At 70.7% G+C, this 23,469-nt stretch carries 17 protein-coding genes; 3 read left to right on the top strand and 14 right to left on the bottom strand.

All coding sequences use genetic code 11. The features are described 5' to 3' along the window. Positions 1–114: 114 nt before the first annotated feature. Positions 115–804 (top strand): phosphate regulon transcriptional regulator PhoB, encoded by a 690-nt coding sequence (phoB, locus tag ACLBKU_RS08535; protein ID WP_410179129.1) that lies wholly within the window; start codon positions 115–117, stop codon positions 802–804. On the opposite strand, the gene ACLBKU_RS08530 is transcribed toward phoB, so the two are convergent. From ACLBKU_RS08530 to ACLBKU_RS08495, 8 genes are all read right to left on the bottom strand, one after another. Then, positions 801–1,529 carry an extensin family protein gene (locus ACLBKU_RS08530; RefSeq protein ID WP_410179128.1) on the bottom strand — a complete coding sequence of 243 codons (729 nt, stop codon included), beginning with the start codon at positions 1,527–1,529 and terminating at the stop codon, positions 801–803. The genes phoB and ACLBKU_RS08530 overlap by 4 nt on opposite strands. Continuing rightward, entirely contained in the window at positions 1,529–5,359 is a 3,831-nt protein-coding gene (locus ACLBKU_RS08525) for an error-prone DNA polymerase (RefSeq protein WP_410179127.1), read from the bottom strand. The genes ACLBKU_RS08530 and ACLBKU_RS08525 overlap by 1 nt, the downstream gene beginning before the upstream one ends. A 113-nt stretch (positions 5,360–5,472) precedes the next feature. Beyond that, complete coding sequence (locus ACLBKU_RS08520; protein ID WP_410179126.1) at positions 5,473–6,921, bottom strand: UdgX family uracil-DNA binding protein; 1,449 nt, start codon at positions 6,919–6,921, stop codon at positions 5,473–5,475. Next, entirely contained in the window at positions 6,918–8,159 is a 1,242-nt protein-coding gene (locus tag ACLBKU_RS08515; protein ID WP_410179125.1) for a putative DNA modification/repair radical SAM protein, read from the bottom strand. Before ACLBKU_RS08515 ends, ACLBKU_RS08520 begins: the two co-directional genes overlap by 4 nt. A 91-nt stretch (positions 8,160–8,250) precedes the next feature. Further along, the gene (locus ACLBKU_RS08510; protein WP_410179124.1) at positions 8,251–8,583 is read right to left on the bottom strand and encodes a PilZ domain-containing protein; all 333 of its coding nucleotides are present in this window, start codon (positions 8,581–8,583) and stop codon (positions 8,251–8,253) included. 56 nt (positions 8,584–8,639) lie between these two features. Next, positions 8,640–10,229, bottom strand: coding sequence for a DUF6504 family protein (locus tag ACLBKU_RS08505; protein WP_410179655.1), 1,590 nt, complete (start codon positions 10,227–10,229; stop codon positions 8,640–8,642). Next, entirely contained in the window at positions 10,171–10,950 is a 780-nt protein-coding gene (locus ACLBKU_RS08500; protein WP_410179123.1) for a recA-like protein, read from the bottom strand. Before ACLBKU_RS08500 ends, ACLBKU_RS08505 begins: the two co-directional genes overlap by 59 nt. A 100-nt stretch (positions 10,951–11,050) precedes the next feature. Continuing rightward, positions 11,051–12,610 carry an amino acid permease gene (locus tag ACLBKU_RS08495; protein WP_410179122.1) on the bottom strand — a complete coding sequence of 520 codons (1,560 nt, stop codon included), beginning with the start codon at positions 12,608–12,610 and terminating at the stop codon, positions 11,051–11,053. 193 nt (positions 12,611–12,803) lie between these two features. Here ACLBKU_RS08495 and panB point away from each other — a divergent pair, with 193 nt between their 5' ends. After that, positions 12,804–13,676, top strand: coding sequence for a 3-methyl-2-oxobutanoate hydroxymethyltransferase (gene panB / locus ACLBKU_RS08490; RefSeq protein ID WP_410179121.1), 873 nt, complete (start codon positions 12,804–12,806; stop codon positions 13,674–13,676). On the opposite strand, the gene ACLBKU_RS08485 is transcribed toward panB, so the two are convergent. From ACLBKU_RS08485 to ACLBKU_RS08465, 5 genes are all read right to left on the bottom strand, one after another. Further along, positions 13,673–14,644, bottom strand: coding sequence for a bile acid:sodium symporter family protein (locus ACLBKU_RS08485; RefSeq protein ID WP_410179120.1), 972 nt, complete (start codon positions 14,642–14,644; stop codon positions 13,673–13,675). The genes panB and ACLBKU_RS08485 overlap by 4 nt on opposite strands. A 356-nt stretch (positions 14,645–15,000) precedes the next feature. After that, the gene (locus ACLBKU_RS08480; protein WP_410179119.1) at positions 15,001–16,482 is read right to left on the bottom strand and encodes a tetratricopeptide repeat protein; all 1,482 of its coding nucleotides are present in this window, start codon (positions 16,480–16,482) and stop codon (positions 15,001–15,003) included. Continuing rightward, complete coding sequence (gene prsR, locus ACLBKU_RS08475; protein WP_410179118.1) at positions 16,466–17,833, bottom strand: PEP-CTERM-box response regulator transcription factor; 1,368 nt, start codon at positions 17,831–17,833, stop codon at positions 16,466–16,468. The genes ACLBKU_RS08480 and prsR overlap by 17 nt, the downstream gene beginning before the upstream one ends. Then, complete coding sequence (gene prsK / locus ACLBKU_RS08470) at positions 17,833–19,959, bottom strand: XrtA/PEP-CTERM system histidine kinase PrsK (protein WP_410179117.1); 2,127 nt, start codon at positions 19,957–19,959, stop codon at positions 17,833–17,835. The genes prsR and prsK overlap by 1 nt, the downstream gene beginning before the upstream one ends. Beyond that, the gene (locus ACLBKU_RS08465; protein WP_410179116.1) at positions 19,956–21,341 is read right to left on the bottom strand and encodes a TIGR03013 family XrtA/PEP-CTERM system glycosyltransferase; all 1,386 of its coding nucleotides are present in this window, start codon (positions 21,339–21,341) and stop codon (positions 19,956–19,958) included. Before ACLBKU_RS08465 ends, prsK begins: the two co-directional genes overlap by 4 nt. Positions 21,342–21,519: 178 nt before the next feature. Between ACLBKU_RS08465 and ACLBKU_RS08460 the strand changes: the two genes are divergently transcribed. Then, positions 21,520–22,011 carry a nuclear transport factor 2 family protein gene (locus ACLBKU_RS08460; RefSeq protein ID WP_410179115.1) on the top strand — a complete coding sequence of 164 codons (492 nt, stop codon included), beginning with the start codon at positions 21,520–21,522 and terminating at the stop codon, positions 22,009–22,011. Positions 22,012–22,020: 9 nt separating this feature from the next. On the opposite strand, the gene ACLBKU_RS08455 is transcribed toward ACLBKU_RS08460, so the two are convergent. After that, the gene (locus ACLBKU_RS08455; RefSeq protein ID WP_410179114.1) at positions 22,021–23,373 is read right to left on the bottom strand and encodes a short-chain fatty acyl-CoA regulator family protein; all 1,353 of its coding nucleotides are present in this window, start codon (positions 23,371–23,373) and stop codon (positions 22,021–22,023) included. Positions 23,374–23,469: the final 96 nt, after the last annotated feature.

Raw genomic sequence — 23,469 nt, 5'->3', positions numbered from 1 at the left:
CTGCTGCGGGGGGCTGTTGAAAACTTGCGGCGGGCCGTTTCATCAAATTGTCGCGCGGGTGACACATAGCCTCGCCCGACGCCCGCGTCGGCGGGTCTGAGGAGGCATCCACGCATGTCCGCTGCCAAGTTGTTGCTGGTCGAAGACGATCCCGCCCTGTCGGAATTGCTCGAGTATCGTTTTCAGAACGAAGGATATTCCGTCCGCTGCACCGGCGACGGCGACGAGGCGCTGGTGCTCGCCGCCGAGGAGACGCCCGATCTCATCATCCTCGACTGGATGATCGAGGGGACGAGCGGGATCGAGGTGTGCCGCCGGTTGCGCCGCGACAAGGAGACGGCGCACGTCCCCATCATCATGCTCACCGCCCGCGAGGCCGAGGACGACCGGGTCCGCGGGCTCGAGACGGGGGCCGACGATTACCTCACAAAACCCTTTTCTCCCAGAGAGTTGCTGGCGCGCGTCGCGGCCGTGATGCGGCGCATCCGCCCGGCGCTGGCGGGCGAGACGATCGAGGTCGGCGACCTCAAGCTCGACCCCGTCGCCCACAAGGTCCAGCGCCGCGGCCGCGCCCTCCAGCTCGGCCCGACCGAGTACAGGCTGTTGAAATTCTTCATGGAAAGCCCCGGCCGGGTGTTCAGCCGCGGGCAGCTCCTCGACGGGGTGTGGGGCACCGGCTCCGACATCGAGCTGCGCACCGTCGACGTCCACATCCGCCGCCTGAGAAAGGCGATCACCGTCGAGGGCGCCAAGGACCCGATCCGCACCGTCCGCTCCGCCGGCTACGCGCTCGAGGCGAACTAGCGGCACACCCCCGACCAGCGCGTGTCCTGGTCGAGGTGGAGGTGATCGGCATGGGCGGCGTTGTACTCGGGCGAGAGCACGGTGGCGAAGCTCGCGCACGCCCCGTCGCGCACCGCACGCAGGAACTGCGCCTCTTTCCCCTCGCCTTTCCAGTCCCTTAGCACGCTGATTCGCCGCCCGTCGGCGAGCACGAAGCCGGCGATGTCGATCGCGTTGGCGGTCGCGTGCTCGCTCCACGGCCCGTCCTTGCCGCCATACATCCGACGGCAGGAGAAAGCGCCGAGATGCTCGATCCGCCGGAGCTCGCTCCCGAGGATCGCCTTGGCGGCGGGAGCCACGGAGTCGCTCCGCCAGATCTCCAGAGCCACCGCGACGGGGCAGGTCACCGGCGGGGTGTCGGGGGCGAGCGGATAGTCGCCGAGCCGGGTGCGATCGGGCCGCGCGCAAGCCCCCTCCCCAGTCGGAGGCAAGGCGGTGAAGGCGACTGCGCTCCGCGCCAGCACCGCGCGGCACTCGGCTACGTCGTTCTTCAACCGCGCGAATTTGGCCCGCGTCGCCCAGCCCGGCGGGTCGTCGAGATCGAGCGGCGCCCAGGGGTTGTGCTCGGGATGACCCAGCAGCCACTGCCAGGCGAGGATGCCCGCGACGAGCAGCACCAGTCCGGTGACGGCGCGGCGGGCGGCGGCGAAGTGCCGGTTCGGGGCGGAGCCTTTCGTCGCGGCCATCAGTGAAAATCGCGCGATTTCGGGAGGATGCGGTGATCGCGCGGGTGGCCCGTGACGTTCGGCGGCGGGACCAGCTCGTCGATCAGGTCGCGCGGGCGCAGCGCCTCGCGCTCCTGCGGGGGCTTGCGGCCCGGGAGCGGCGCATTGACATGGTCCGCCCGCGCGAGCGGCGCGGCGAGCAGGTCGTCGGACAGCGCATGGAGCCGGTGCGTCGCATCGGTCATGTGCTGGGCGATGACGTGGATCACCTCGTCGTCATACTCGACACGGCCCCGCACCTCCATCAGCCGCGCGCCCATCACCACGCGACGCTGCTTCTCCTTGAGATCGGGCCAGACGACGAGGTTGATCACCCCCGTCTCGTCCTCGAGGGTGATGAAGCACACCCCCTTGGCGCTCCCCGGCCGCTGGCGGATCAGCACCACGCCCGCGACCTGCACCATCGAGCGGAACTTGCGGGCTCTGAGGTCGCAGGCGCGCACGAAGCCGCGTGCGCCGAGATCGGGGCGCAGGAAGGCCATCGGGTGCGCCTTCAAGCTGAGGCGGGTGGTCTGGTAGTCGGCCACCACCTCCTCGGAGAGCGGCATGGCGGGCAGGCGCAGTTGCGCGCGCTCGGCCCCCTCCTCGCGCACCCCGGCGGCGCGGAACAGCGGCAGGTCGGGCGCGACGACGAGGCTACGCGCATCCCACAAGGCCTGCCGCCGCGACAGCCCGAGCGAGGTGAAGGCATCGGCGCTGGCGAGCCGCTCGATATGCGCGGGCGAGAGGCGGGCCCGCTCGCGCAGGTCGGCGACGTCGCGGAACGGCCCGCGCTCCTCGCGCTCCGCCACCAGCGCGGCGGCGACGTGCTCGGGCAGCCCGTCGATCTGCCTCAGGCCGAGGCGCAGCGCATGATGGCGGTCGAGATTGGTTTCGCGCAGAGACCGCAGAGGAGCAGAAAGGCGCAGAGATACCGCGCCCGCGGCGAAGCCGCACTTGTCCTCGGACGGTGCGAGGGGTGGCGATGCTGCGGAAGATGAGGGTGCCTGCGGCACGGACGACACCTCTGCGGTTTCTGCTCCTCTGCGGTCTCTGCGGTCTCTGCGCGAAACCCCTTCCTCTTCCTTCTTCTCCAGCGTGCAGTCCCATTCGGAGTGGTTCACATCGACCGGCAGCACCGGCACCCCGTGCTCCTTCGCGTCGCGCACGATCTGCGCCGGCGCGTAGAAGCCCATCGGCTGCGAGTTGAGGAGCGCGCAGGCGAAGGCCGCCGGATAGTGGCACTTGAGCCAGCTCGACACGTAGACGAGCTGCGCAAAGCTCGCCGCGTGGCTTTCGGGGAAGCCATATTCGCCGAAGCCCCTGATCTGGTTGAAGCAGCGCTGCGCGAAGTCGCGGTCGTAGCCGCGCGCGACCATGCGTTCGACCATCATGTCCTGGAGCTCGTCGACCATGCCGCGGCTGCGGAAGGTCGCCATCGCCTTGCGCAACCGGTTGGCCTCGAGGCTGGAGAACTTCGCGGCATCGAGGGCGATCTTCATCGCCTGTTCCTGGAAGATCGGCACGCCCAAGGTGCGCCCGAGGATGCTGGTGAGCTCGTCGGGTGGCCCGTGCTCGGGCGAAGGCGCGGGGATCTGAACCGGCTCCGCTCCCCGGCGACGCTTGAGATAGGGGTGCACCATGTCGCCCTGGATCGGCCCGGGGCGCACGATCGCGACCTGGATGACGAGGTCGTAGAACTCCCTCGGGCGCAGGCGCGGCAGCATGTTCATCTGCGCCCGGCTCTCGACCTGGAAGACGCCCAGCGAATCGCCCTTGCGGAGCATCGCATAGGTTTCCGGGTCCTCGCGCGGGACGCTCGCGAGGGTGAGCTCGCGGCCATGGTGCGCGCCCAAGAGGTCGAGGCACTTGCGGATGCAGGTCAGCATGCCGAGCGCCAGCACGTCGACCTTGAGGATGCCGAGCGCGTCGATGTCGTCCTTGTCCCACTCGATGAAGGAGCGTTCGGGCATGGCGCCGTTGCCGACCGGCACGGTCTCGATCAGCGGGCTCTCGGTGAGGATGAAGCCGCCGACGTGCTGGCCGAGATGCCGGGGCATTCCAATCATCTGCTCGGTGAGCTTGAGGACGCGCCTCAGGTGCGGGTCGGTCACATCCATGCCGGTTTCGGCGGCGTGCTTCTCGGTGAGCTCGTTGCCCCACCCGCCCCACACGGTGCGCGCGAGCGCGGCGGTGACGTCCTCGGAGAGGCCCATCGCCTTCCCCACCTCGCGGATCGCCATGCGCGGGCGGTAGTGGATCACCGTGGCGCAGAGCCCCGCGCGGTCGCGGCCGTATTTGCGGTAGATGTACTGGATCACCTCCTCGCGCCGCTCGTGCTCGAAATCGACGTCGATGTCGGGCGGCTCCTTGCGCTCCTCGGAGATGAAGCGGTCGAAGAGCAGCTGGTGTTTGGCCGGGTCGACCGAGGTGATGCCGAGCACGTAGCAGACCGCGGAGTTGGCCGCCGAGCCGCGCCCCTGGCACAGGATCGGCGGCTCCTGGCCGCGCGCGAAGTCGACGATGTCCTTGATGGTGAGGAAGTAGCGGGCGAGGTCGAGCCTGGCGATCAGTGCAAGTTCGCGCTCGAGCGTCTCGCGCACGGTCTCCGGCACACCGTGGGGGTAACGCCGTCCCGCCCCCTTCCAGACCTCGCTTTCGAGAAAGCCTTGCGGGGTCTGGTCGTCGGGGTAGATCTCTTGCGGATATTCGTAGCGCAGCTCGTCGAGGCCGAAGCGGCAGGCGTCGGCGACCTCGCGGGCGGCGGCGATCGCGTGGGGCCAGCGGGCGAAGAGGCGCTGCATCTCCTGCGGAGACTTCAAGTGCCGCTCGGCATTGGGGTGGAGCAGGTGCCCGGCCTTGGCGACCGTGGTCTTGTGCCGGATTGCGGTCATCACGTCCTGCAAGGCGCGGCGCTCGGGGGCGTGGTAGTGGACGTCGTTGGTGGCGAGGAGCGCAAGGCCGTTCGCCCGCGCGAGGCTGTCCAGGCGCTCGATCCGGGCGATGTCGTCGCCGCGGTAGAGATAGGCGGCGGCGAGGTGGCGCAAGCTGGGAAGCTGGCGGACGAGGTGCGGGAGGAGGTCGGGAAAGGGGGCGGTGAAGGAAGCGGTTTCACGCAGAGACCGCAGAGGAGCAGAGACCGCAGAGATGTCGTCCGTGCCGCAGGCACGCTCATCTTCCGCAACACCGCCGCCGGTCGCACCGTCCGAGGACAAGTGCGGCTTCGCCGCGGGCGCGACATCTCTGCGCCTCTCTGCTCCCCTGCGATCTCTGCGTGAAACGAAATCCGCAAGGGTCACGACGTTGCTCGGGACCGCGATGGTGAGCTCCGCCTCCAGATCGTCGGGCGGGAGCAGGATCAGCTGCACGCCGTCACTGTGCGCCGCGAGCAGCGCGAGGTCGATCTCGCACACGCCCTTGTCCTGCCACGCGCCGCTGAGCGTCTGCATCCGCCCCGCGCTGATCAGGCGGCACAGGCGCCCGTAGGCGGCGCGGTCCTCCGGGTAGGCGAGGAACGCGAGGCCCTCGACTGTCTCGATCCGGCAGCCGATCACAGGCCGCATCTTCAGCGTCTTCGCCTCGGTGTGGATGCGCACGACGCCGGCCATCGAGTTGACATCGGCGATCCCCAGCGCGTCGTATCCCGCCGCATGAGCCGCCAGCACGAGGTCGACCGCGTCCGAGGCGCCGCGCAGGAAGCTGAAGCAGCTCGCCAGCCCCAGCTCGACGAAATCCGCGCGCTCGGGCGGGGTGACGTCGGCCGGGTCGATGGCGAGCGTGCGCTTGTCGGGGGTGAGCGGGGCGTCGGGCACCTAAGTCCTCCCCGGAACGGGGAAGGGGACCACGCGCAGCGTGGTGGAGGGGCGGACGCCGCTCGCCCCTCCACCATCCTTGCGGATGGTCCCCCTCCCCCGCTGGGGGAGGATCATCGCGCCAGCTCCTCCAAGCGCTCCCGCACCGCGGCGAGGTCGGCGGCGAAGAGGCGCGCCTGTTCCTCGCGCGCTTCGCCGTCGAGGCGCAGCAGGTAGGAGGGGTGCGCGGTGACCCACAGCTCGGTGCCGTCCTCGAGGTGCATCGGCGCGCCGCGCGCCTTGGTGATGCTCACCGTCTTGCCGAGGAGCCCCCGCGCCGCCGACGCGCCCAGCGCCAGCACGAGGCGCGGCTGGACGAGGCTGCGCTCGGCCTCGAGCCACCAGCGGCAAGTGTCGATCTCCTTGGCGCCCGGCGACTGGTGCAGGCGGCGCTTGCCCTTCCAGACGAACTTGAAGTGCTTGACCGCGTTGGTGACGTAGGCCTCGCTCCGGTCGATCCCGGCGCGTTCGAGATACTCGCCGAGGAGTTGCCCCGCCGGGCCGACGAAGGGCCGCCCGGCTTGGTCCTCCTGCTCGCCGGGCTGCTCGCCGACGATCATCAGCGGGGCGGTGAGCGGCCCCTCACCCATCACCGCGCGGTTGTCGAGCTCGCCGATCGGGCACATCCGGCAGGCGTGGATCGCCGTGCCGATTCCACCCAGCGTTTCCGGCTTCTCCCCACGCTCGAGGCTGCCCGATGCCACCATCCGCGCCTCCCGCGCCTGCGCCCCGGCGATCAGCTGCGGGATCAGCTCGGCCTCGGGCAGGTTCTTCCAGTATTTCTTCGGCATCTCCGACAGCATCGCACCGACCTTGAGCCGGGCGGGATTGAATATCGAAGCATAGTAGGAGCGCCACAGGTCTTCGACCGGGTCACCTGAAGGCGCGTCCGAGCGCCGGGCGGGAGGCCCCTCGCGCATCGTCTCGCCGTCCCAATGGATCGAGCCCTGCGGGGTGAGGATCGACCAGCGCATGTTGGCGAAGCGGCGCATGAAGAAGCCGGCCTCGGCGCGCACAATATGGTGGTCGGGCTCGAACCAGGCGACGAAGTGCGGGGTGCCGTCTTCCTCCTCCACTTCGCGGAAGCGGACGAAGGCGTGCATCTTGTGCGCGTCGCGGCGCACCGCCTTGGCGAGCTCCTCCAGGCGGCGCACCTCGGGATCGGCCTTGTCCTCCATCAGGCGGGGGTGGCGCTGCAATCGCCACAGCACGCGGTAGAGGAGGCCGAAGCGCGCGGGGTCGGAGTGCAGCGCGGCGCTGCGGGCGACTTCGAGGAACCGCTTGCTCGCCCGCACCGGGGGCGCGTCGGCGGGCGGCAGGGGCAGGCGCTTCTCGCTGCGCGCGGGGCTCTCGGCCGCGAAGAGATCGCCCGTCCCGCCAGGCTCGATCCACGCAACGCGGTCGGGCGGGACGTCGCACTGGACGAGCCCCCGCGCCCGCTCGCGCCAGAAGGCGAAATCGTCGGGTGCCGGCAGGTGGACGGCATAGCGGGAAGCGACGGCGACGTTCTGCATCGCGGTCATGCGAACAGCTCAAGCTGCTCGACCTTCGGCGTGAGACGCAGGCGCAGGTCGGCGCGGTCGGTGAGCAGCGTCGGACGCCAGTCCACCGTGCAGATGAAAGGCCGCACCTTGGGGAGCGAGGTGGTGAGGCGCGCGACATCGTCAAGGCGCAGGCTGCGGTGCCGCCGCGCGGCGAGAATGCGCGCCACCGCCTTGGTGCCGAGGCCCGGCACGCGCAGCAATTGCTCCTTCGGCGCGCGGTTGATGTCGACCGGGAAGCTCTCGCGGAACTTCAGCGCCCAGGCGAGCTTGGGGTCGATATCGAGCGGCAGGTTGCCGTCCGCCCCGGCCGCCTCGGCGACCTCCTGCGGGGCGAAGCCGTAGAAGCGCATCAGCCAGTCCGACTGGTAGAGCCGGTGCTCGCGCATCAGCGGCGGGCGCTTCAGGGGCAGCACCGCGGAGGCATCCGGGATCGGCGAGAAGGCACTGTAATAGACGCGCCGCAGCCCGAAGCTGTCATAGAGCCGGCTCGCCTTGCCGATGATCGCCGCGTCATTGGCGTCGTCCGCGCCGACGATCATCTGGGTCGACTGGCCCGCGGGGGCGAAACGGGGGGCGTGGCGGAACTTCTTCCTCTCGTCCTTGGCGGTGAGGATGCGATCCTTCGTGCGCCCCATCGCCCCCTCGATCTGGCGCGCATTCTTGTCGGGCGCGAGGCGGGTCAGGCCGGTGTCAGTCGGCAGCTCGACATTGATCGACACGCGGTCGGCATAGAGGCCCGCCTGGTGGATGATCTCGGCATCGGCCTCGGGAATGGTCTTGAGGTGAATATAGCCGCGGAAATCGTGCTCCTCGCGCAGGATCCGCGCGACCTCGACGAGCTGCTCCATCGTGTGATTGGCGCTCTTCACGATGCCCGAGGAGAGGAACAGCCCCTCGATGTAGTTGCGGCGATAGAAGTTCAGGGTGAGGTCGACCACCTCCTGCGGCGTGAACCGCGCGCGCGCGACGTTCGAGCTCTTGCGGTTGATGCAGTAGTGGCAGTCGAAGATGCAGTGGTTGGTCAGCAGGATCTTGAGCAGCGAGATGCAGCGCCCGTCCGGCGCATAGGCGTGGCAGATGCCCATTCCCTCGGTCGAGCCGATGCCTTTCCTGCCCAGCGAGTTCTTCTTCGCCGTGCCGGACGAGGCGCAGGAGGCGTCGTATTTCGCCGCGTCGGCGAGGATCGCGAGCTTCTGGCGGAGGGATTGCTGGGCCATGGGAACCTTGGGGAACGCCTTTCGCGTTCTATATATGTTCCCACCACTCTTCCTGCAAATGCAAAGCGTGCAAGGCGCTTCGCAGGTGCGGTCAGAGGATGCGGCGCAGCTGCGGGGCGCGGGGCGCGGGCGCCGGGTCGCCGCACAGGAAATCGAGCACCGCGGGGTGCATCGCGCCCTCGAAGGCCACCCCGGCGAGGGCGCCCTCGACCCAGGCGATCGCGCCAAGCGGGGCGTTGATCGTGCCCACCTTCATCGCCACCCGGTCGCCGAGCTCGGCGAAGCCCGGCTTCCCGCGGATCTTGCAGCCGCCCTCGGAGATGTCGATGAGATCGACAAAGACCACCCGCGAGCGCACCCGGCTCTTGACCGTGAGGCTTATCGGCCTGCGTTCGGATGAGCGCGGGATGGAGTCTAGGTTCATACCTGCCAGCTTTGCACAAATCGGTAAAGGAAAGCTGAGCGCGGGCCCGCGTAGCGTCAGGCATAGAGGCCTTGCAGGAACCAGTCGGGCACCCCGCCGCGCCCGTCCCCGGCGATGCCGCGGCGGTAGATCCAGTAGCGCGCGCCGGCGGCGTCCTCGATCCGGTAATAGTCGCGCAGACGCGCGGTCGAGCGTTCGCGCCACCACTCGGGCGCGATCCGCTCCGGCCCCTCCACCCGCACCACCTCGCGCACCGTGCCGCGCCAGCGGAAGCGCTGGGGCACGCCGTCGGGCGAGGCGTAGAGCACCGCGATCGGCTCCGGTCGGTCGAGCAGCTTCAGCGGGCGGGCGTGGAAAGCGAGTGCCCCCTGCGACGGGGGCAGCGGCGCGAGCGGGGGCTGCCAGACCTGCGCGCGCTCGGGCAGGTGGCTGGCGCGGGCGACGGGCCGCGTCACCGCGCCCGGTCCGAGGCGCACGGTCAGCCGGTCGATGCAGGCGGCGAGCGCGGTGCCGTGCTCCTCGGCCGCCGCATCGAGATCGGCTTGCGAGAGGCTGAGCGGCTCGCTCCAGCTGGCGCGCAGTTGCACGGTCTCGATCCCGAAACCCGCGTCGACATCGTCGAGCCGCCTGGCGAAGAGCCGGGTGATGTGCGCGGCCTCGCGGGTCGCCGCGGCGAGCTCGATGCGGCGTTGCAGCACCTCGCCGTCAACCCGCCACAGCGCGAGTTCGAGCCGCCGCGCGCCCTCGCCCCGCGCCTCGAGCGCGCGCACCATGTCGGCGGCGAGGTCCTCGATCACGCGGTCGAGCGGGGCGCGGTGGCGCAGCGGCTCGGCGAGGCGGCGCTGGACCAGCGGCATGGGCCGCGCGATCACCGGGAGCAGCGGCTCGGGCACTTTCCCGAGCAGCTGGTCCAATCGCAGCAGCGGGTTGGCGGCGGGCGAGGAGCGGTTGCGGAAGCGGCGGCGCAGCGCGTCGCGCGCGGCGGCCTCGCGGCCCGGGTCCTCCTCCCCCGCCCCGGTCACACCGGCGAGCTCGCCGAGGCGCTTGATCCCGAGGCGGCGGAGCACGGTCAGCACGTCATCGTCGAGCCGCAAGGCCGCCACCGGCAGGTCGCCGAGCAGGCGCAGCATCTCATCTTCCCCCTCCCCGTTCCGGGGAGGAATGATCGTGCCCGGTCGCCCGTAATGCGACAGCGCCCAGGCCGCCCCGGCGGTCGGCGCAATCGCGGCGCGGGCGGTGAGGCCCCGCGCGGCGAAGGCGCGGACCACGTCGGCGAGCAGCGCCTCCTCGCCGCCCAGCAGGTGTGCGGCGCCGGTGATGTCGACGAGCACGCCATCGGGCGGGTCGAGCGCGCTCCACGGCCCCCAGCGCTGCGCCCACAGCGCGAGCTTCTCGAGCGCCGCGAGGTCGCCCGCCGGATCGGCGGGGACTGCGGCAAGCTCGGGGCACAGCGCGCGGGCATCGGCGAGCAGCATCCCCGCCCGCGCTCCCGCGCCAAGCCCGGCCGCATTGGCGGCGGTGATGCGCGGGCCGTGCGCGGTCTCGAGGATCAGCGCGGTCGGCGCGGCCTCGGCAGCGGGGCGCGCCTCAGGAGAGAGCGCGAGCCGCCAGCGATCGACCGACAGTCGGGCGAGCCACACGGACAGGATCCGGCGTGGCGGCGCGCTCGTCTGCGGGATCGCGGGCGACGGCGAGGCTCGTGTGGTCATCGCTCAGCATCCATTCGCCCGGCGCGTGGGCGCGCGCGCGGAACAGTTCGGCATGCCAGGTGGCGGTGCCGGGGGCAGCTGCGTTCCAGCGCGGCGGCGGCGAAGGCGCGGCCGCGACCCGCCAGCGCATCCGCGCCGAGGACAGGTCGGCTTGCGCATCGAGCCGCACCAGCCACAGCCGCACCCCGTGCCGCTCGGCCGCGAGACTGAGACGGCGCGAGGCGGTGAAGGACAGCGCCCTGGGGTTGCCCGCGATCTCGCCGATCACGCAGGCAAGGTCACGGCACCTGACGCCCTCCTCGAGCGCGAAGAGCGCATCCTCGGGCGTGCTGGCTGCGACATGGATCAGCCGGTGGCGCCACGCGGGCGGGAGCCCGGCAAGGCAGGGCCGTCCGCCGAGCCGGATCGCCGCCTTGTCCTGCACCCACAGCACCTGGCGAGTGTCCTCACCCTGCCCCTCACCCCCCGCCGCAAGCGCGTCGCGCGCCAGCGCCAGCGCCAGCCCCGCCCCGCTCGCTTGGGTGGCGGGCGCGAAGATCTCCGAATGGAAGGGCTGCACGGCGAGCCCCGGCCGCCAGCGCGCCTCGGGCAAGGCGTGCGACACCACGCGGGCGGGCGACGGCTTGGGGCGCTGGAAGGGCATGGGGGAACGACTCATTTGTTCGCATTATGTTCCACGATTCTCCTGCTGGCAATGCAAAGGGCGCGGGAAGCGGCGACCGCTCCCCGCGCCCCTCAAGGCATTGGCCTGTTCGGGATCAGTCGACGACCGGCCCCGGGAACTCGCCCATCTCGGGCCCATCGTCCTGGTCGCGCCCGGTCTGGAGATTCGAGAAGTGCATCCCGTAGAAGAAGTAGATCACCATCCCGATCGCGAGGTAGCCGAGGAACAGCAGCAGCACGTGCATCGGCACCGTGGTGATGAGGTAGCCGCAGGACAGAATCCCGAGCACCGGCAGCACCGGATAGAGAGGCACCTTGAACCCGCGCGGCAGATCGGGCGCGGCCCGGCGCAGGTAGATCACCGAGAGGCACACGATCGCGAAGGCCGCGAGCGTGCCGACCGACGTCGCGTCCCCGAGCAGGTTGATGTCGAGGAAACCCGCCGCCAGCGCGGTGATCAGCCCGACCAGCAGGGTGTTGACCCACGGCGTCTGGTACTTGGGGTGCACCTTCGAGAACACCCGCGGCAGCAGGCCGTCGCGCGCCATGGTGTAGAAGATGCGGGTCTGGCCGTACATCAACACCAGCACCACCGAGGTGAGGCCGATGATCGCGCCGATCTTGATGATCTTGGCGAGCCAGCCCCACTGCGGACCGAAGGCGTCGACGACCACCGCCACCGGATCGGGGACGTTGAGAGTGTTGTAAGGCACCAGCAGCGTCATGATCGCGGCGACCAGCATGTAGATCACCGTGCAAACGACCAGCGAACCGATGATCCCGAAAGGCATGTCCCTCGCCGGGTCCTTGGCCTCCTGCCCGGCAGTCGAGACCGCCTCGAAGCCGATATAGGCGAAGAACACGATCGAGGCGGCGCGCATGATCCCGTCCACCCCGAACTGGCCGTCACCCGTGTTCTCGGGGATGAACGGCGTCCAGTTGGTCGCAACCAGCTCGGGCAGGTTCGACAGCACGATCATGCCCCCGACCACGATGAAGGCGGCAAGCACGCTCACCTTGATCGCGACGATCACGTTGTTGACCTTGGCGGATTCCGACACGCCGACCACCAGCAGCAACGACAGGGCGATGCAGATGAGGAAAGCGGGCAGGTTGAAGATCGTCACCACCTGCTGGCCGTCGACCAGCACCGGAACCCCGTCGCGCACCAGCAGGTGGCCGGTCGGACCGGTCAGGGCGGCGGGGATCTGGATTCCGAAGTCGGCGAGCAGGCTGACGACATAGCCGCCCCAGCCCACCGCCACGACGGCGGCAGCGATCCCGTATTCGAGCAGCAGCAGCACGCCCATCGTCCACGCCACGAACTCGCCCAGTGTGGTATAGCCGTAGGTGTAGGCCGATCCCGACACCGGCAGGGTCGAGGAGAGCTCGGCATAGCACAGGCCCGCGAAGGCGCAGACGATGCCGGCGACAACGAAGCTCAGCAGCACCGCCGGACCCGCGTGGAGCGCCGCGGCGCTGCCGGTGCGCACGAAGATGCCGGCCCCGATGATGCAGCCGACGCCCAGCAGCAGCAGGTTCCACTTGCCGAGCGTGCGCTTCAGCTCGCTCGTCTCGGTCTCGCGCTGGACCTGCGCGATCGACTTCCGCGCGAACATCCGCTCGCCGATGGAGCGGTTCGGTTTGCTGGCCATCAGCCGTTCCCCCTGCACGCCGGCGCGGCGTGCGGCATAACCCGATCAAGAAGCATGTGATTTGATCTCCCATGGACCGCAGGGTTTCCCCCACTGCGATCGAACGGAGGCAACGCTAGCGTCATATCCTGCCAAGACAAGCGCCAATCCGCGGGCTTTCCCCCAGCGCGCGCAGGCGCTAGACCCCCGCCCCATGTCCACGACCTTCCAGCTCGATACGAGCACGAGCAGAGCCAATCCCACCCCTGCCCCGATGCGGCGGCTGACCGTGCCCGCGATCCGCGCCCGCAAGAAGGACGGGACCACGTCCGAGCCGCTGGTGATGCTCACCGCCTACACCGCACGCCAGGCGCAGCTGCTCGACGCGCATTGCGACATCCTGCTGGTCGGGGACTCGCTCGGCCAGGTGATCTATGGCCTGCCCTCGACGGTGCCGGTGACGCTCGAGATGATGGCAAACCACGGTGCGGCAGTGGTGCGCGGGTCCTACCATTCCGTCGTGGTGGTCGACATGCCTTTCGGCTCCTACGAAGCCTCGCCCGAGCAGGCCTTCGCGAGCGCCGCCCACCTTCTCAAAGAGACCGGCGCCGCCGCGGTGAAGCTCGAGGGCGGCGCGGCCATGGCGCCGACCGTCGCCTTCCTCAACCAGCGCGGCATCCCGGTGATGGGCCATGTCGGCCTCACCCCGCAGGCGGTCAACGTGCTCGGCGGCTACGGCGCGCGCGGGCGTTCGGGGGCCGAGGCGGAGAAGATCGTCTCCGACGCCGAGGCGCTCGACAAGGCCGGGGCCTTCGCGATCGTCGTCGAGGGCGTGGTCGAGCCGATCGCGATCGCCGTCACCAGGGCCGTCTCGTGCCCCACCATCGGCATCGGCGCCTCGGCGCAGTGCGACGGGCAGGTGCTCGTCACCGAGGACATGCTCGGCATGTTCGAGCGGGTGCCGCGCTTCGTGAAGCGCTACGAGGACATCGCCGGCGTCATCGACCGCACCGTCGCCCGCTACGCCGAGGAGGTGCGCGCGCGCGCCTTCCCGACCGCCGACCAGACCTACCAGCCCAAGGCCTAGCCTGAACCCCTCGCAAGCCGCAGCGCCAGCGGGGCGGCGAGCACCAGCTGCGCGAGGTGGTAGAGCAGCAGCGGGGCGATGACGAAGCCCGCCGCGTGCGCTCCGAACAGGATCGCGGCGAGCGGCGCGCCGGTCGCGACGCTCTTCTGCGAGCCCGCGAATAGAAAGGCGATCCGGTCCGCACGCGGCAGGCCGATCGCGCCGCCCAATCCCCAGGCACTCCCCAGCGCGAGCGCGAGCATCGCCAGCACCAGCGCCACCAGCACGATCCAGTCGGCAGGCGCGAACATCGTCGCCAGCCCCTGCTCGACCGCGCCCGAGAAGGCGACATAGACCGCGATCCCGATCACCGCCCGGTCGAGCCACGCCGCGGTCGCCTTGTGGGCCGCGAGCGTGTCGATGAAGCGGTCCTGCACCGCCTGCCCGATGGCGAAGGGCAGGACGAGGATCACGCCGATGCGGACCAGCGCATCGCTGCCGATGTCGCCCGCCGCGCCCCCGCCGACCAGCGCGAAGAGCGGCGCGCTGACGAACACCCCGGCGATGTTGACGAGCGCCGCGCCGACCACTGCGAGGCCCACATTGCCCTCGGCAAGACTGGTGTAGGAGGTCGCCGACTGCACCGTCGAGGGCAGGCAGCCGAGATAGACGAAGCCGACCGCCACCAGCGGCGGCAGGACCGGGGCCGCGAGCTTCGCGAAGCCGAGGCCGACGAGGGTCATCGCCCCGAACACGAACAGCATCAGCGGCGCGAAATAGCGCCAGTTGGCGAGCCCGCGGGCGATCTCGCTGCGGCGGATGCGCATCCCGTTGACGAGGAACAAGACGAATATGCCCGCGTTCGACACCGTCGTCGCGGTGGCCCGCGCCTCGCCCGCGGCGGGCAGCACCAGCGCGAGCGCGGTCGCAATCACCAGCACGGCGATCATCGGGTCCTTGAGGGCGGGAAAGCGCGCGGCGGCAGTCATGGGCCGCGCCGCCCTGCCCGCTCGGCGCGCGCTTGTCGAGCGCCCGAGGTGCCCGGCTTCTTGCAGGCGGGCGCCGGAAAGCCGTCCTCGGCAACGCGGCGCGAAGGGCGACAAGGCGGACAAAGCGGACAAAGCGGACAAAGCGGACACCCTGTCCGCTTCACGGTCGACGACTTTCGCACGACAAACCGGACACTTGCCTGTCACCGAAAGAAGCGGACGGACACGGGGGGCGCGCGCGAAAACGTGCCTTGCAATGCGGCTGTGGGGGGCCGCGCACTCACCATGCGAAAGAGCCGGCCGCAGTCATACGCGTGCGGCACCGCGTAGGAAACCGGTGAGCTCCACCGCCTCCGCTAGGGCGCCGCAAGCCGCCGGGGCTGCACCTCGGCGAGGATCTGCGCGAAGCGGTCCGCCTCCTGTCCCTTGCCGAGCGTCCGCGCCGCGCGCACCCTCAGGGCGAGCAGCGCCGGGTCGTGCCCCGCGCCGAGCGCCACCGCATGGTCGAGCAGCAGCGCCGCGCGCGCCCAGTCGCCGCGCGCCGCCTGTCGGCTCGCCAGCGCGATCACCGCGCTCGCCGTGTCGGGCTCGCCGGCGACCTGCTCGGCGAGCAGCAGGTCCGCCGCCGCCGCATCGCCCGCGCGGGCATGAGCCCAGGCGGCCTTTCGGGCGAGCGGCCAGGGACGCCGCGCCTCCGAGGCTCGCGCATAGGCGGCGAGCGCGCCCGCGAGATCGCCCGCGCCGAGTAGCGCGTCGCCCGCGAGGCTCGCGACATCGGAGGAGGCCGGGAAACGCTCCCTGAGCGCCGCGCCGCGCGCCCGCGCTCCCGCCCGGTCGCCCGCCTGGATCGCGGCCCGCACCGCGGCGGTCGGCTCCGGCAGGCCCTCGCGCACCGCGAGCACCGTCGGCGCGTCGCGCAGCGCCCGATTGGCCCGCGCCAGCAGCGGCGCCGCCGCGGCGCGATCGCCGAGCTGTTCCTGCGCGCGGGCGACCAGCATCACGAGGTAGGGCGAGGCCTCGGCCCGCGTCGCATCCGCGCCGAAGCGGGTCACGACAAGGTCGGGATGGTTCCCTGCGAGCAGCGCATGGGCGAGCAGCTCGCGCACCCGGACGTTGGCGGGCTGGCGCGCGGCGAGGCTCTCGAGGCTCGCGACGGCGCTCTCGGCATTGCCCTGCCTGAGGCTGATCACCGCATCGAGCAGCATCGCCGCCGGCACGCCCTTCGCGGCCATCCCGCTCTTGGCAAGGAGGCTGCGGGCGAGCACGTCCTCCCCGCCCCGCGCGGCAAGCACCGCCTGGAGGTAGAAGACCCGCGGGTCCTCGGGCGCGAGCGCGGCGAGGCGGCGCACCGCCGCGAGCATCGCCTTCGCCTCGCCGGCATCGCCGAGCGTCGCGGCATATTCGGCCCAGATGTCGGGGTTGTCGGGATCGGCCTCGGCCGCGCGCTCGAACCAGTGCCGCGCCGCCGCCGCGCCGTGGGCGTCGCGCACCAGCATCGCGCGCAGCAGCAGCGCGGGGCCGTGATCCGGGCCGAGCGCGAGCGCGCGGTCGGCGGCCTCGAGCGCGGTGAGGTGCTCGCCGCCGCGCAGCCGCAGCCGCGCGATCGCGAGCCACAGGTCGGGGTTCTCGGGATCGAGGCTGCGCGCGGCATCGAGCGTCCGTCCCGCATCGGCGAGCGCGCCGCGCGTCATCGCGGCATCGGCCTCGGCGATCAGCTTGGCCTGCGCCGGGTTGGCGCCCGCGCGGTCGGCCCCGGCCCCGCCCTCGCCCCCGCCCGCGCAGCCCGCGACCCCGAGCAGCAGGGCCAGCGCGGCAATGCGTCTAGGTCTGCAGGTCATACTGCTTGAGGAGGTCGTAGAGTGTCGGGCGGCTGATCCCGAGCAGCTTGGCGGTGCTCGAGATATTGCCCTCGCTGCGGGCGAGCGCGTGGCGGATCACCCGGCGGTCGGCGGCCTCGCGCGCGGCCTTCAGGTTGAGCACGTCGGCGCCCTCCTCCTCCGCCGAGGCGAGGTCGAGGTCCTCGGCATGGACCAGCTTGCCGTCGGCCATGATGACCGCGCGCTTCACCCGGTTCTCGAGCTCGCGGACATTGCCCGGCCAGTCGTGTGCGTCGATCGCGGCGAGCGCATCGGGGGCGAAGCCGGTGACGGCAGGGTTCATCTCGGCGGCAAAGCGCTTGAGGAAGGCCTTGGCGAGCAGCACCGGATCGCCGTGGCGCTCGGCGAGGCCGGGGATTTTCACCACGATCTCGGCGAGGCGGTAGAACAGGTCCTCGCGGAACTGGCCCTGCTGGATCATGCTCTCGAGGTCCTGGTGCGTGGCGCACACGATCCGCGTGTCGACGGCAATAGCCCTGCGCCCGCCGACGCGTTCGATGGTTCGTTCCTGCAAGAAGCGCAGCAGCTTGACCTGGAGCGGGAGCGGGATGTCGCCAACCTCGTCGAGGAACAGCGTGCCCCCGTCGGCGCTCTCGATCTTGCCCTCGGTGGTCTTGACCGCGCCGGTGAAGGCGCCCTTCTCGTGGCCGAACAGCTCGCTTTCGAGCAGGGTCTCGGGGATCGCGGCGCAATTGATCGCGACGAACGGGCCGGACGCGCGGTCGCTCGCATCGTGGAGGCCCCTGGCGAGCAGTTCCTTGCCCGTCCCGCTCGCGCCGAGCAGCATCACCGAGACGGAGGTCTTGGCGACCCGCTCGATGGTGCGCGCGACCTTGACCATCTCGGGCGCGCCGGTGATCATCCGGCCGAGCACAGTCTTGTCGGCGCTCGCGGAAGAGACGAGGCGGCGGTTCTCCTCCTCGATGGCGCGCAGATTGAAGGCGCGCCGGACGATCAGGCCGAGGGCGGCGATGTCGATCGGCTTCTGGTAGAAGTCGTAGGCCCCGCGCGCGATGGCGGCAAGCGCGCTCTCGCGGGCGCCGTGACCGCTCGCGACGATCACCTTGGTGTCGGGCTTCAGCTGCATGATCGCGTCGAGCACCGCGAAGCCCTCGGTGGTGCCGTCGGGATCGGGCGGCAGGCCGAGATCGAGCGTCACCACCCCCGGCGCCTCGGCGCGCATGGCGGCGATCGCACTGTCGCGGTCGCCTGCGATCACCACCTCGAAATCGTCATAGGCCCACTTGAGCTGGGCCTGGAGCCCGGGATCGTCCTCGATCACCAGCAGGACGGGTTTCCTCTCGGCTGCCATCACGCGACCTCCTGCGCTGCATCGTCATCGGCGGCGCCCGCGCCGAGCAGGCGCGCCGCCTCGGCGAGCGGGAGCACCACGGCAAAGCGCGTGCCCAGCCCCTCGCGGCTCTCGACCGCCATCCGCCCGCCCATCGCCCGCACCAGCTCGCGCGCCTCGAAGGCGCCGATGCCGAAGCCGCCGTTCTTCGAGGAGACGAAGGGCTTGAACAGGCCGGTGCGGATGAATTCGGGGCTCATGCCCTGGCCGGAATCGACCACCTCGATCGTGCCGTGGAGCCCCTCGGCGGTGACGTCGAGGAACACCGGCAGGGCGGGCTCGCTCGCGTCGATGGCATTCTGGACGAGATGGATCAGCGCCTGTTCGAGCGCCTCGCGGTTGCCCATCACGGTGACCGGCGCCTCCCGGGTCAGCGCCACCGGGTGCACCGCGGCAAAGCGCGCCGCGACGGCGCGGGCAAGCCCGACCAGCTCGATGGGCCCGAGTTCGGAGACCTGCCCCGATCCATAGCGCCCGAGCCGCGCGAGGAGCGCGGTAAGCTTGTCGGCGGAATTGCGCAGCGTCACCAGCATGTCGGCGCGGAAGGCAGGATTGTCCGCGTGCTTCTCGGCATTGGCGGCGAGCAGCGAGAGCTGGCTGACGAGGTTTTTGATGTCGTGCATCACGAAGGCCATGCGCCGGTTGAACTCGTCGAAGCGGCTCGCGTCCATCAGCGCCTGCTGCCCGGCCTGCTCGGACAGGTAGCTCGCGAGCTGCTGCCCGGCAACGCGCAGGAGGTCGAAATCCTCCCAGTCGAGCTGGCGGGCGTAGCGCGGGCGGGCGAGCACGATCACGCCCACGAGCCGGTCGAAGTGGAGCAGCGGCACCAGCGCCCAGACGTCCTCGGCCTCGGTCAGCCACCCGGGCACGTGCGCCGCCTCTCCGTGATGATCGACCCCGCGCCGCACCTCGTCGAGCGCGAGCACGAGGTTGCGCTGTTCGAGCAGCCCCGACAGCCTGAAATCGCCCGCCACCGCCGGCACCGCGATGGTCGGCCAGTTCCAGCGCGCGACGAGTTCGAGGCGGGCTTCCTCGTTGGGCATGAGGAGCAGGCCCGCGGGGCTCTCGGTGATGTCGGCGAGCGCCTTGACCGCGCGTTCCTCGAGACTGGCGTTGCCCGTCCCGCTGCGGCCGATGGTGCGGGTGAAGCGCAGCCATTCCTGGCGGTAGTCGTAGCGGTGCTGGAAGAGGTGCTTGGTGGCGGTGACGCGCAGCCAGCCCCTCAGCCGCGGCGAGGGCAGCGCGAAGGCGGCCGCCGCGAGTCCCGCAAGCGCGAACACCGCCTGCCCGGCGCGCGCCGCATCGCCGCCGATCAGCGCGAGCGCCTTGGTGACCAGCACCAGCCCTGCCAGATAGGCGCCGATCAGCAGCAGCGAGAGCGTGCGGAAGGTGACCGCGCGCGACGGGCTGAACTGCACTCGCGCCCCCGCGGCATTCATGCCGAGGGCATAGATCACCGCCATCGTCCCCGCGAACGCCCCCCGCAGATCGCGCAGCGCCGCGGGCGCCTCCCCCCCGACATGGGAGAGGGCGTGGAGGTTGAGGTCGTAGGCGAAGATCCCGGCGAGCGCCATGCCGGTCCAGCGCAGCACCGGGCGCAGCGCGTTGTCGGCGCCCGCATAGAGGTTGTGGAGCAGCATCAGCGCGCCGATCGCGACCAGCATGTCGATCATCAGCCCGGCGGTGAACACCGCCTCGGCAACCTCGGGCGCGGCGCCGTAGCGCTGGCCGAACAGCAGCACCACCGGCTGCAGGCACTCGACGAGCACCAGCGCGACGATCACCGGGCGCACCGGCTGGAGGCTGGTGCTGCGACCGTCGGCGGCGAACAGGCGGAAGATCGTCGCGATCAGCGCAAGGTTGCGGACCATCACCGCGAGGACGACCGCGTTGTGATCGGGCCCCAGCCCCGCCGCGAGCGCGCACCACACGGCGCTCGCCGCAGCGGCAAGCATCAGCCCGGCGCGGTCGGGCCGGGTCCGCTCGCCGTGCCGCCACAGCCACACCAGTGCGAACGCGCTCAGCAGCGCCCCCGCCGCCCAGGCGAGCACGCCCGCGAGCGCGACCACCTCGCCCCGCCAGATCACCGCGCGCCCTCGGGCCAGAGGATCACCCGCAGCGTCTGGAGCAGGATCACGAAATCGAGGAAGGGCGTGTAGTTCTTGGCGTAGTAGAGATCATATTCGAGCTTGCAGCGGCTGTCCTCGACCGAGGCGCCGTAGGGGTAGTTGATCTGCGCCCACCCGGTGATGCCGGGCTTCACCATGTGCCGCTCGGAATAGAAGGGAATCTCCTCCTCGAGGCTCTCGACGAAGGCGGGCACCTCGGGGCGCGGGCCGACGAAGCTCATCTCGCCCTTGAGCACGCTCCAGGTCTGGGGAAGCTCGTCGATCCGCACCTTGCGGATGAAGCGCCCGAGGCGGGTGATGCGGGGATCGTCCTTCTCCGCCCACTTGGCCCCGTCCTTCTCGGCATCGGTGCGCATCGAGCGCAGCTTCACCAGCGTGAAGGGCTCGCCGTAGAGCCCGACGCGCTGCTGGCGGAAGAAGGCCGGTCCCTTGCTGTCGAGCTTCACCAGCGCGGCGAAGAGCAGGATGATCGGGAAGGTGAAAGTGAGCAGGATCAGGCTCGCGGTGATGTCGAAGATGCGCTTCGAGGCGCTCGAGAGCATCCGCGAGCTGGAAAAGCCGTCGGAGAAGATCAGCCACGAGGGGTTGACCGTGTCGAGGTCGACACGGCCCGTCTCGCGCTCGATGAAGCTCGAGAAGTCGTTGACGTGGACGCCCTTGGTCTTGATCCGCAGCAGGTCCTTCAAGGGCAGCGCGTTGCGGCGCTCCTGGAGCGCGAGCACCACTTCCGAGACGCCGAGGTTCTCGACGAAGCGGCCGAGGTCGTGGATCGCGGCGCGCGGGATCGCCTCCTCGACGCGGCGCGGGTCCTCGCTCATCGCGATGTAGGCGACGATCGCGAAGCCGGTCTCGGGCTTCTCGCCCAGCTCGCGCAGCCGCTGCGCGCGGTCGCCCGCGCCGAGCACCATGACGCGGCGGCGGAAGGCCGAGGAGCCGAGGAAGGAGTTGAGCAACAGCCGGTCGGCGACCAGCACGAGGATCGCGAGGCCCATCGTGTAAAGCAGGGTCGAGCGCCAGAACCAGTCGCTCGGCACGAGGAAGTCGATCACCGCGAGCGCGATGATGCCGAGACTGATCGCGACCAGCACCCGCGCGCCGGCAAAGCGCAGCGAGCGCAGCGCGTTGGGCCCGTAGACGCCGACCGCGATCATCGCCAGCCAGATGATCGACGCCGTGCCGAACAGCGCGAAGGCGCGGTCGGCGAAGGGGGCGCTCTCCATCCCGATCTGGTGCGTGCGCCACTGCCAGGCGATCTCGCTCGCCAGCACCAGCAAGCCGAGATCGAGCAGGCCGAGCAGCAGCACGGCGTGCGGGATGTAGTGCTTGAACAGGCGGATCATCGGTCGGCGGGCCTCTGGTGCAGGCTGCCGCTTCTAGACTCCAGACCTTAAGTGTCGGTAAAGTTTACACCGTCCGGGGAACTCGCGGCATCCTGCGGGTTTCGAGGGTTAACGTCGGGCTAGCCGGGGCGCCCCGGCGCAGACTAAGGCGATGCGAGTCAACAGGGGAATAAGCGCGATGACAGCGGGCAGCAACCGGCGCGAGGCGATCGGGATCGGTCTCGCCTTGAGCGCCACACCCGCGTCCGCCGCAACGACCGGGGATGGTGCCACCGAAGCCGAGGCAGCCCTGATGGCCTTCCTGCGCAGCTTTGCCGCTTGCGACCTTCCGGCCATGGAGGCCGCTTTCGCCCCCGATGCGACCAGCTTTGACGCTTTGACCGCGGGAACAAGCGATGGCGCGCCTCACAGGGAGAGCCTCAAGCGCAGGTCCGGGATGCCCGAGGGGATGCGGCGGATCGCACTCGCCTTGCCCGCCGAGCGCTCCGGCCCGCCCTATCACCGTCCGGACCTCATCCAGGACCTCCACGTCCAGGTCGAGGGCGACGTCGCTCTGTGCACCTTCCACTTCGACAATCCCGACCGGCTCGGTCGGCGCACGATCGTGCTGGTGCGGCGCGCCGGGCGCTGGCGCATCCTCCACGTCCACGCCTCGAACCAGCAGTTCTGAAAGCGATGATCAGGCGCTCGGACGGACCCGCGGGAGCGTGCTCGCGAGGCGCGCCGGCGCGGGCGTCAGGCACTCCGCGCGCCCGCACCTGAGGCACGGCGTGCCGAGCGGCACCGCGTCGGCGCGGTCGAGCGAGACCCCGCGGGCATGGGCGAGATCCCCGGCGAAGCGCGCCTCGAGCCCGAGCACCACCGCCCGGCGCCCGGCGCACATCACCCCGTCGCCATCGACCGTGCGGGTGATGGTGAACCAGTGCCGCGCCGCCGCCTCGCCCTCGCCGAAGGTCACCGCCTGGGTGAGCACCGTGCCGGGGCGTTCGAAGGCGGCATAGGGCACCCAGGCCGGCCAGCGCGCGCCCTCGAGCGGGTAGAGCGCCCCGCTCCCGCCCGCGGTGAACTGGGTCATCCGCCCCGCCCGGTCGATCACGGCCATGAAGAAGGGCAGGCCGCGCTCGCCGACCCGCCCCAAGGTGGTGAGGCGCTGCGCAACCTGGTCGAAGCTCGCGGCGAAGCGGCGCTGGAGGACCGCGAGGTCGTAGCCGGTAGCCTCGCAGGCGCGCAGGAAGCGGCGGTAGGGGAGCAGCAGAGCGCCCGCGAGGTAATCGGCGATGTGCTCGCGCAGCCGCTCGCGCGCCTCGGGGCTGGCGAGGTTCGCGCCCGCGACCAGCGTCTCGATCCCCTCGCGCATCTCGAGCATCCCGACCTGCCGCGCGATCTGGAAGCGCCGCGCCGCGCCGGGGAGCATCTCGGAAAGCTGCAACTGGCGCGCGTGGAGGTCGAGGCGGTGGACCAGCCCCGGCATCACCTCGGCGGGCAGGATCCGCACCGAGAGCTGGTGCTTCTCGCGCAGCCGCTCGGACAGCGCCGCGCTGATTTCTCCGCGCGAAAGGCGCAGCTCGTCCGCCAGCGCCTCAGCGGCGTGGTCGAGATCGGCGAAGTGGTTCTGCCAGCGCTCGACCGCCCGGCGCGCGGCGGCGGCGGCGTCCTCGACGATCGTGCGCTCGCCCCCGCCCGTGTCGTAGAGCCGCGCGAACGCCGCCGCCACCTGCGGGGCGGCGGCGAGGAATTCCTGCACCTCCTCGCGGTCGATCCCGAGGTCGCCGAAGCGCTTGTCGGCGAGGCGCCGGACCATGCCGTCGAGCCCGCCGATCGCATCGTCCTCGCGCAGGGAACGCGGGTCGAAGTCGAAGCGCTCGATCACCTGAACGAGGACGCGAGCGGACAGGGGCCGCTGGTTGCGCTCGATGAGGTTGAGGTAGGAGGGCGAGATCCCGAGAATGCCGGCCATCCCGGCTTGGGTGAGGCCCTCGCGCTTGCGCAGGCGGCGCAGGGCGGGACCGGCGAGGAGATTGCTGTCGGGCATGGCGCTTCTGTAAAGATATTTACCGATTCACACAAGATCGGCAGCAGATGTCCGCATAGCCACACGATTTCCTGTAAGTTTTCCTGTCATGCTGCG

The organism is Erythrobacter sp. NE805, from assembly GCF_046452355.1.
Taxonomy (GTDB): domain Bacteria; phylum Pseudomonadota; class Alphaproteobacteria; order Sphingomonadales; family Sphingomonadaceae; genus Erythrobacter.
Note: the sequence above shows the minus strand (reverse complement) of the source record. Positions and strands in the feature narration are given on the sequence as shown.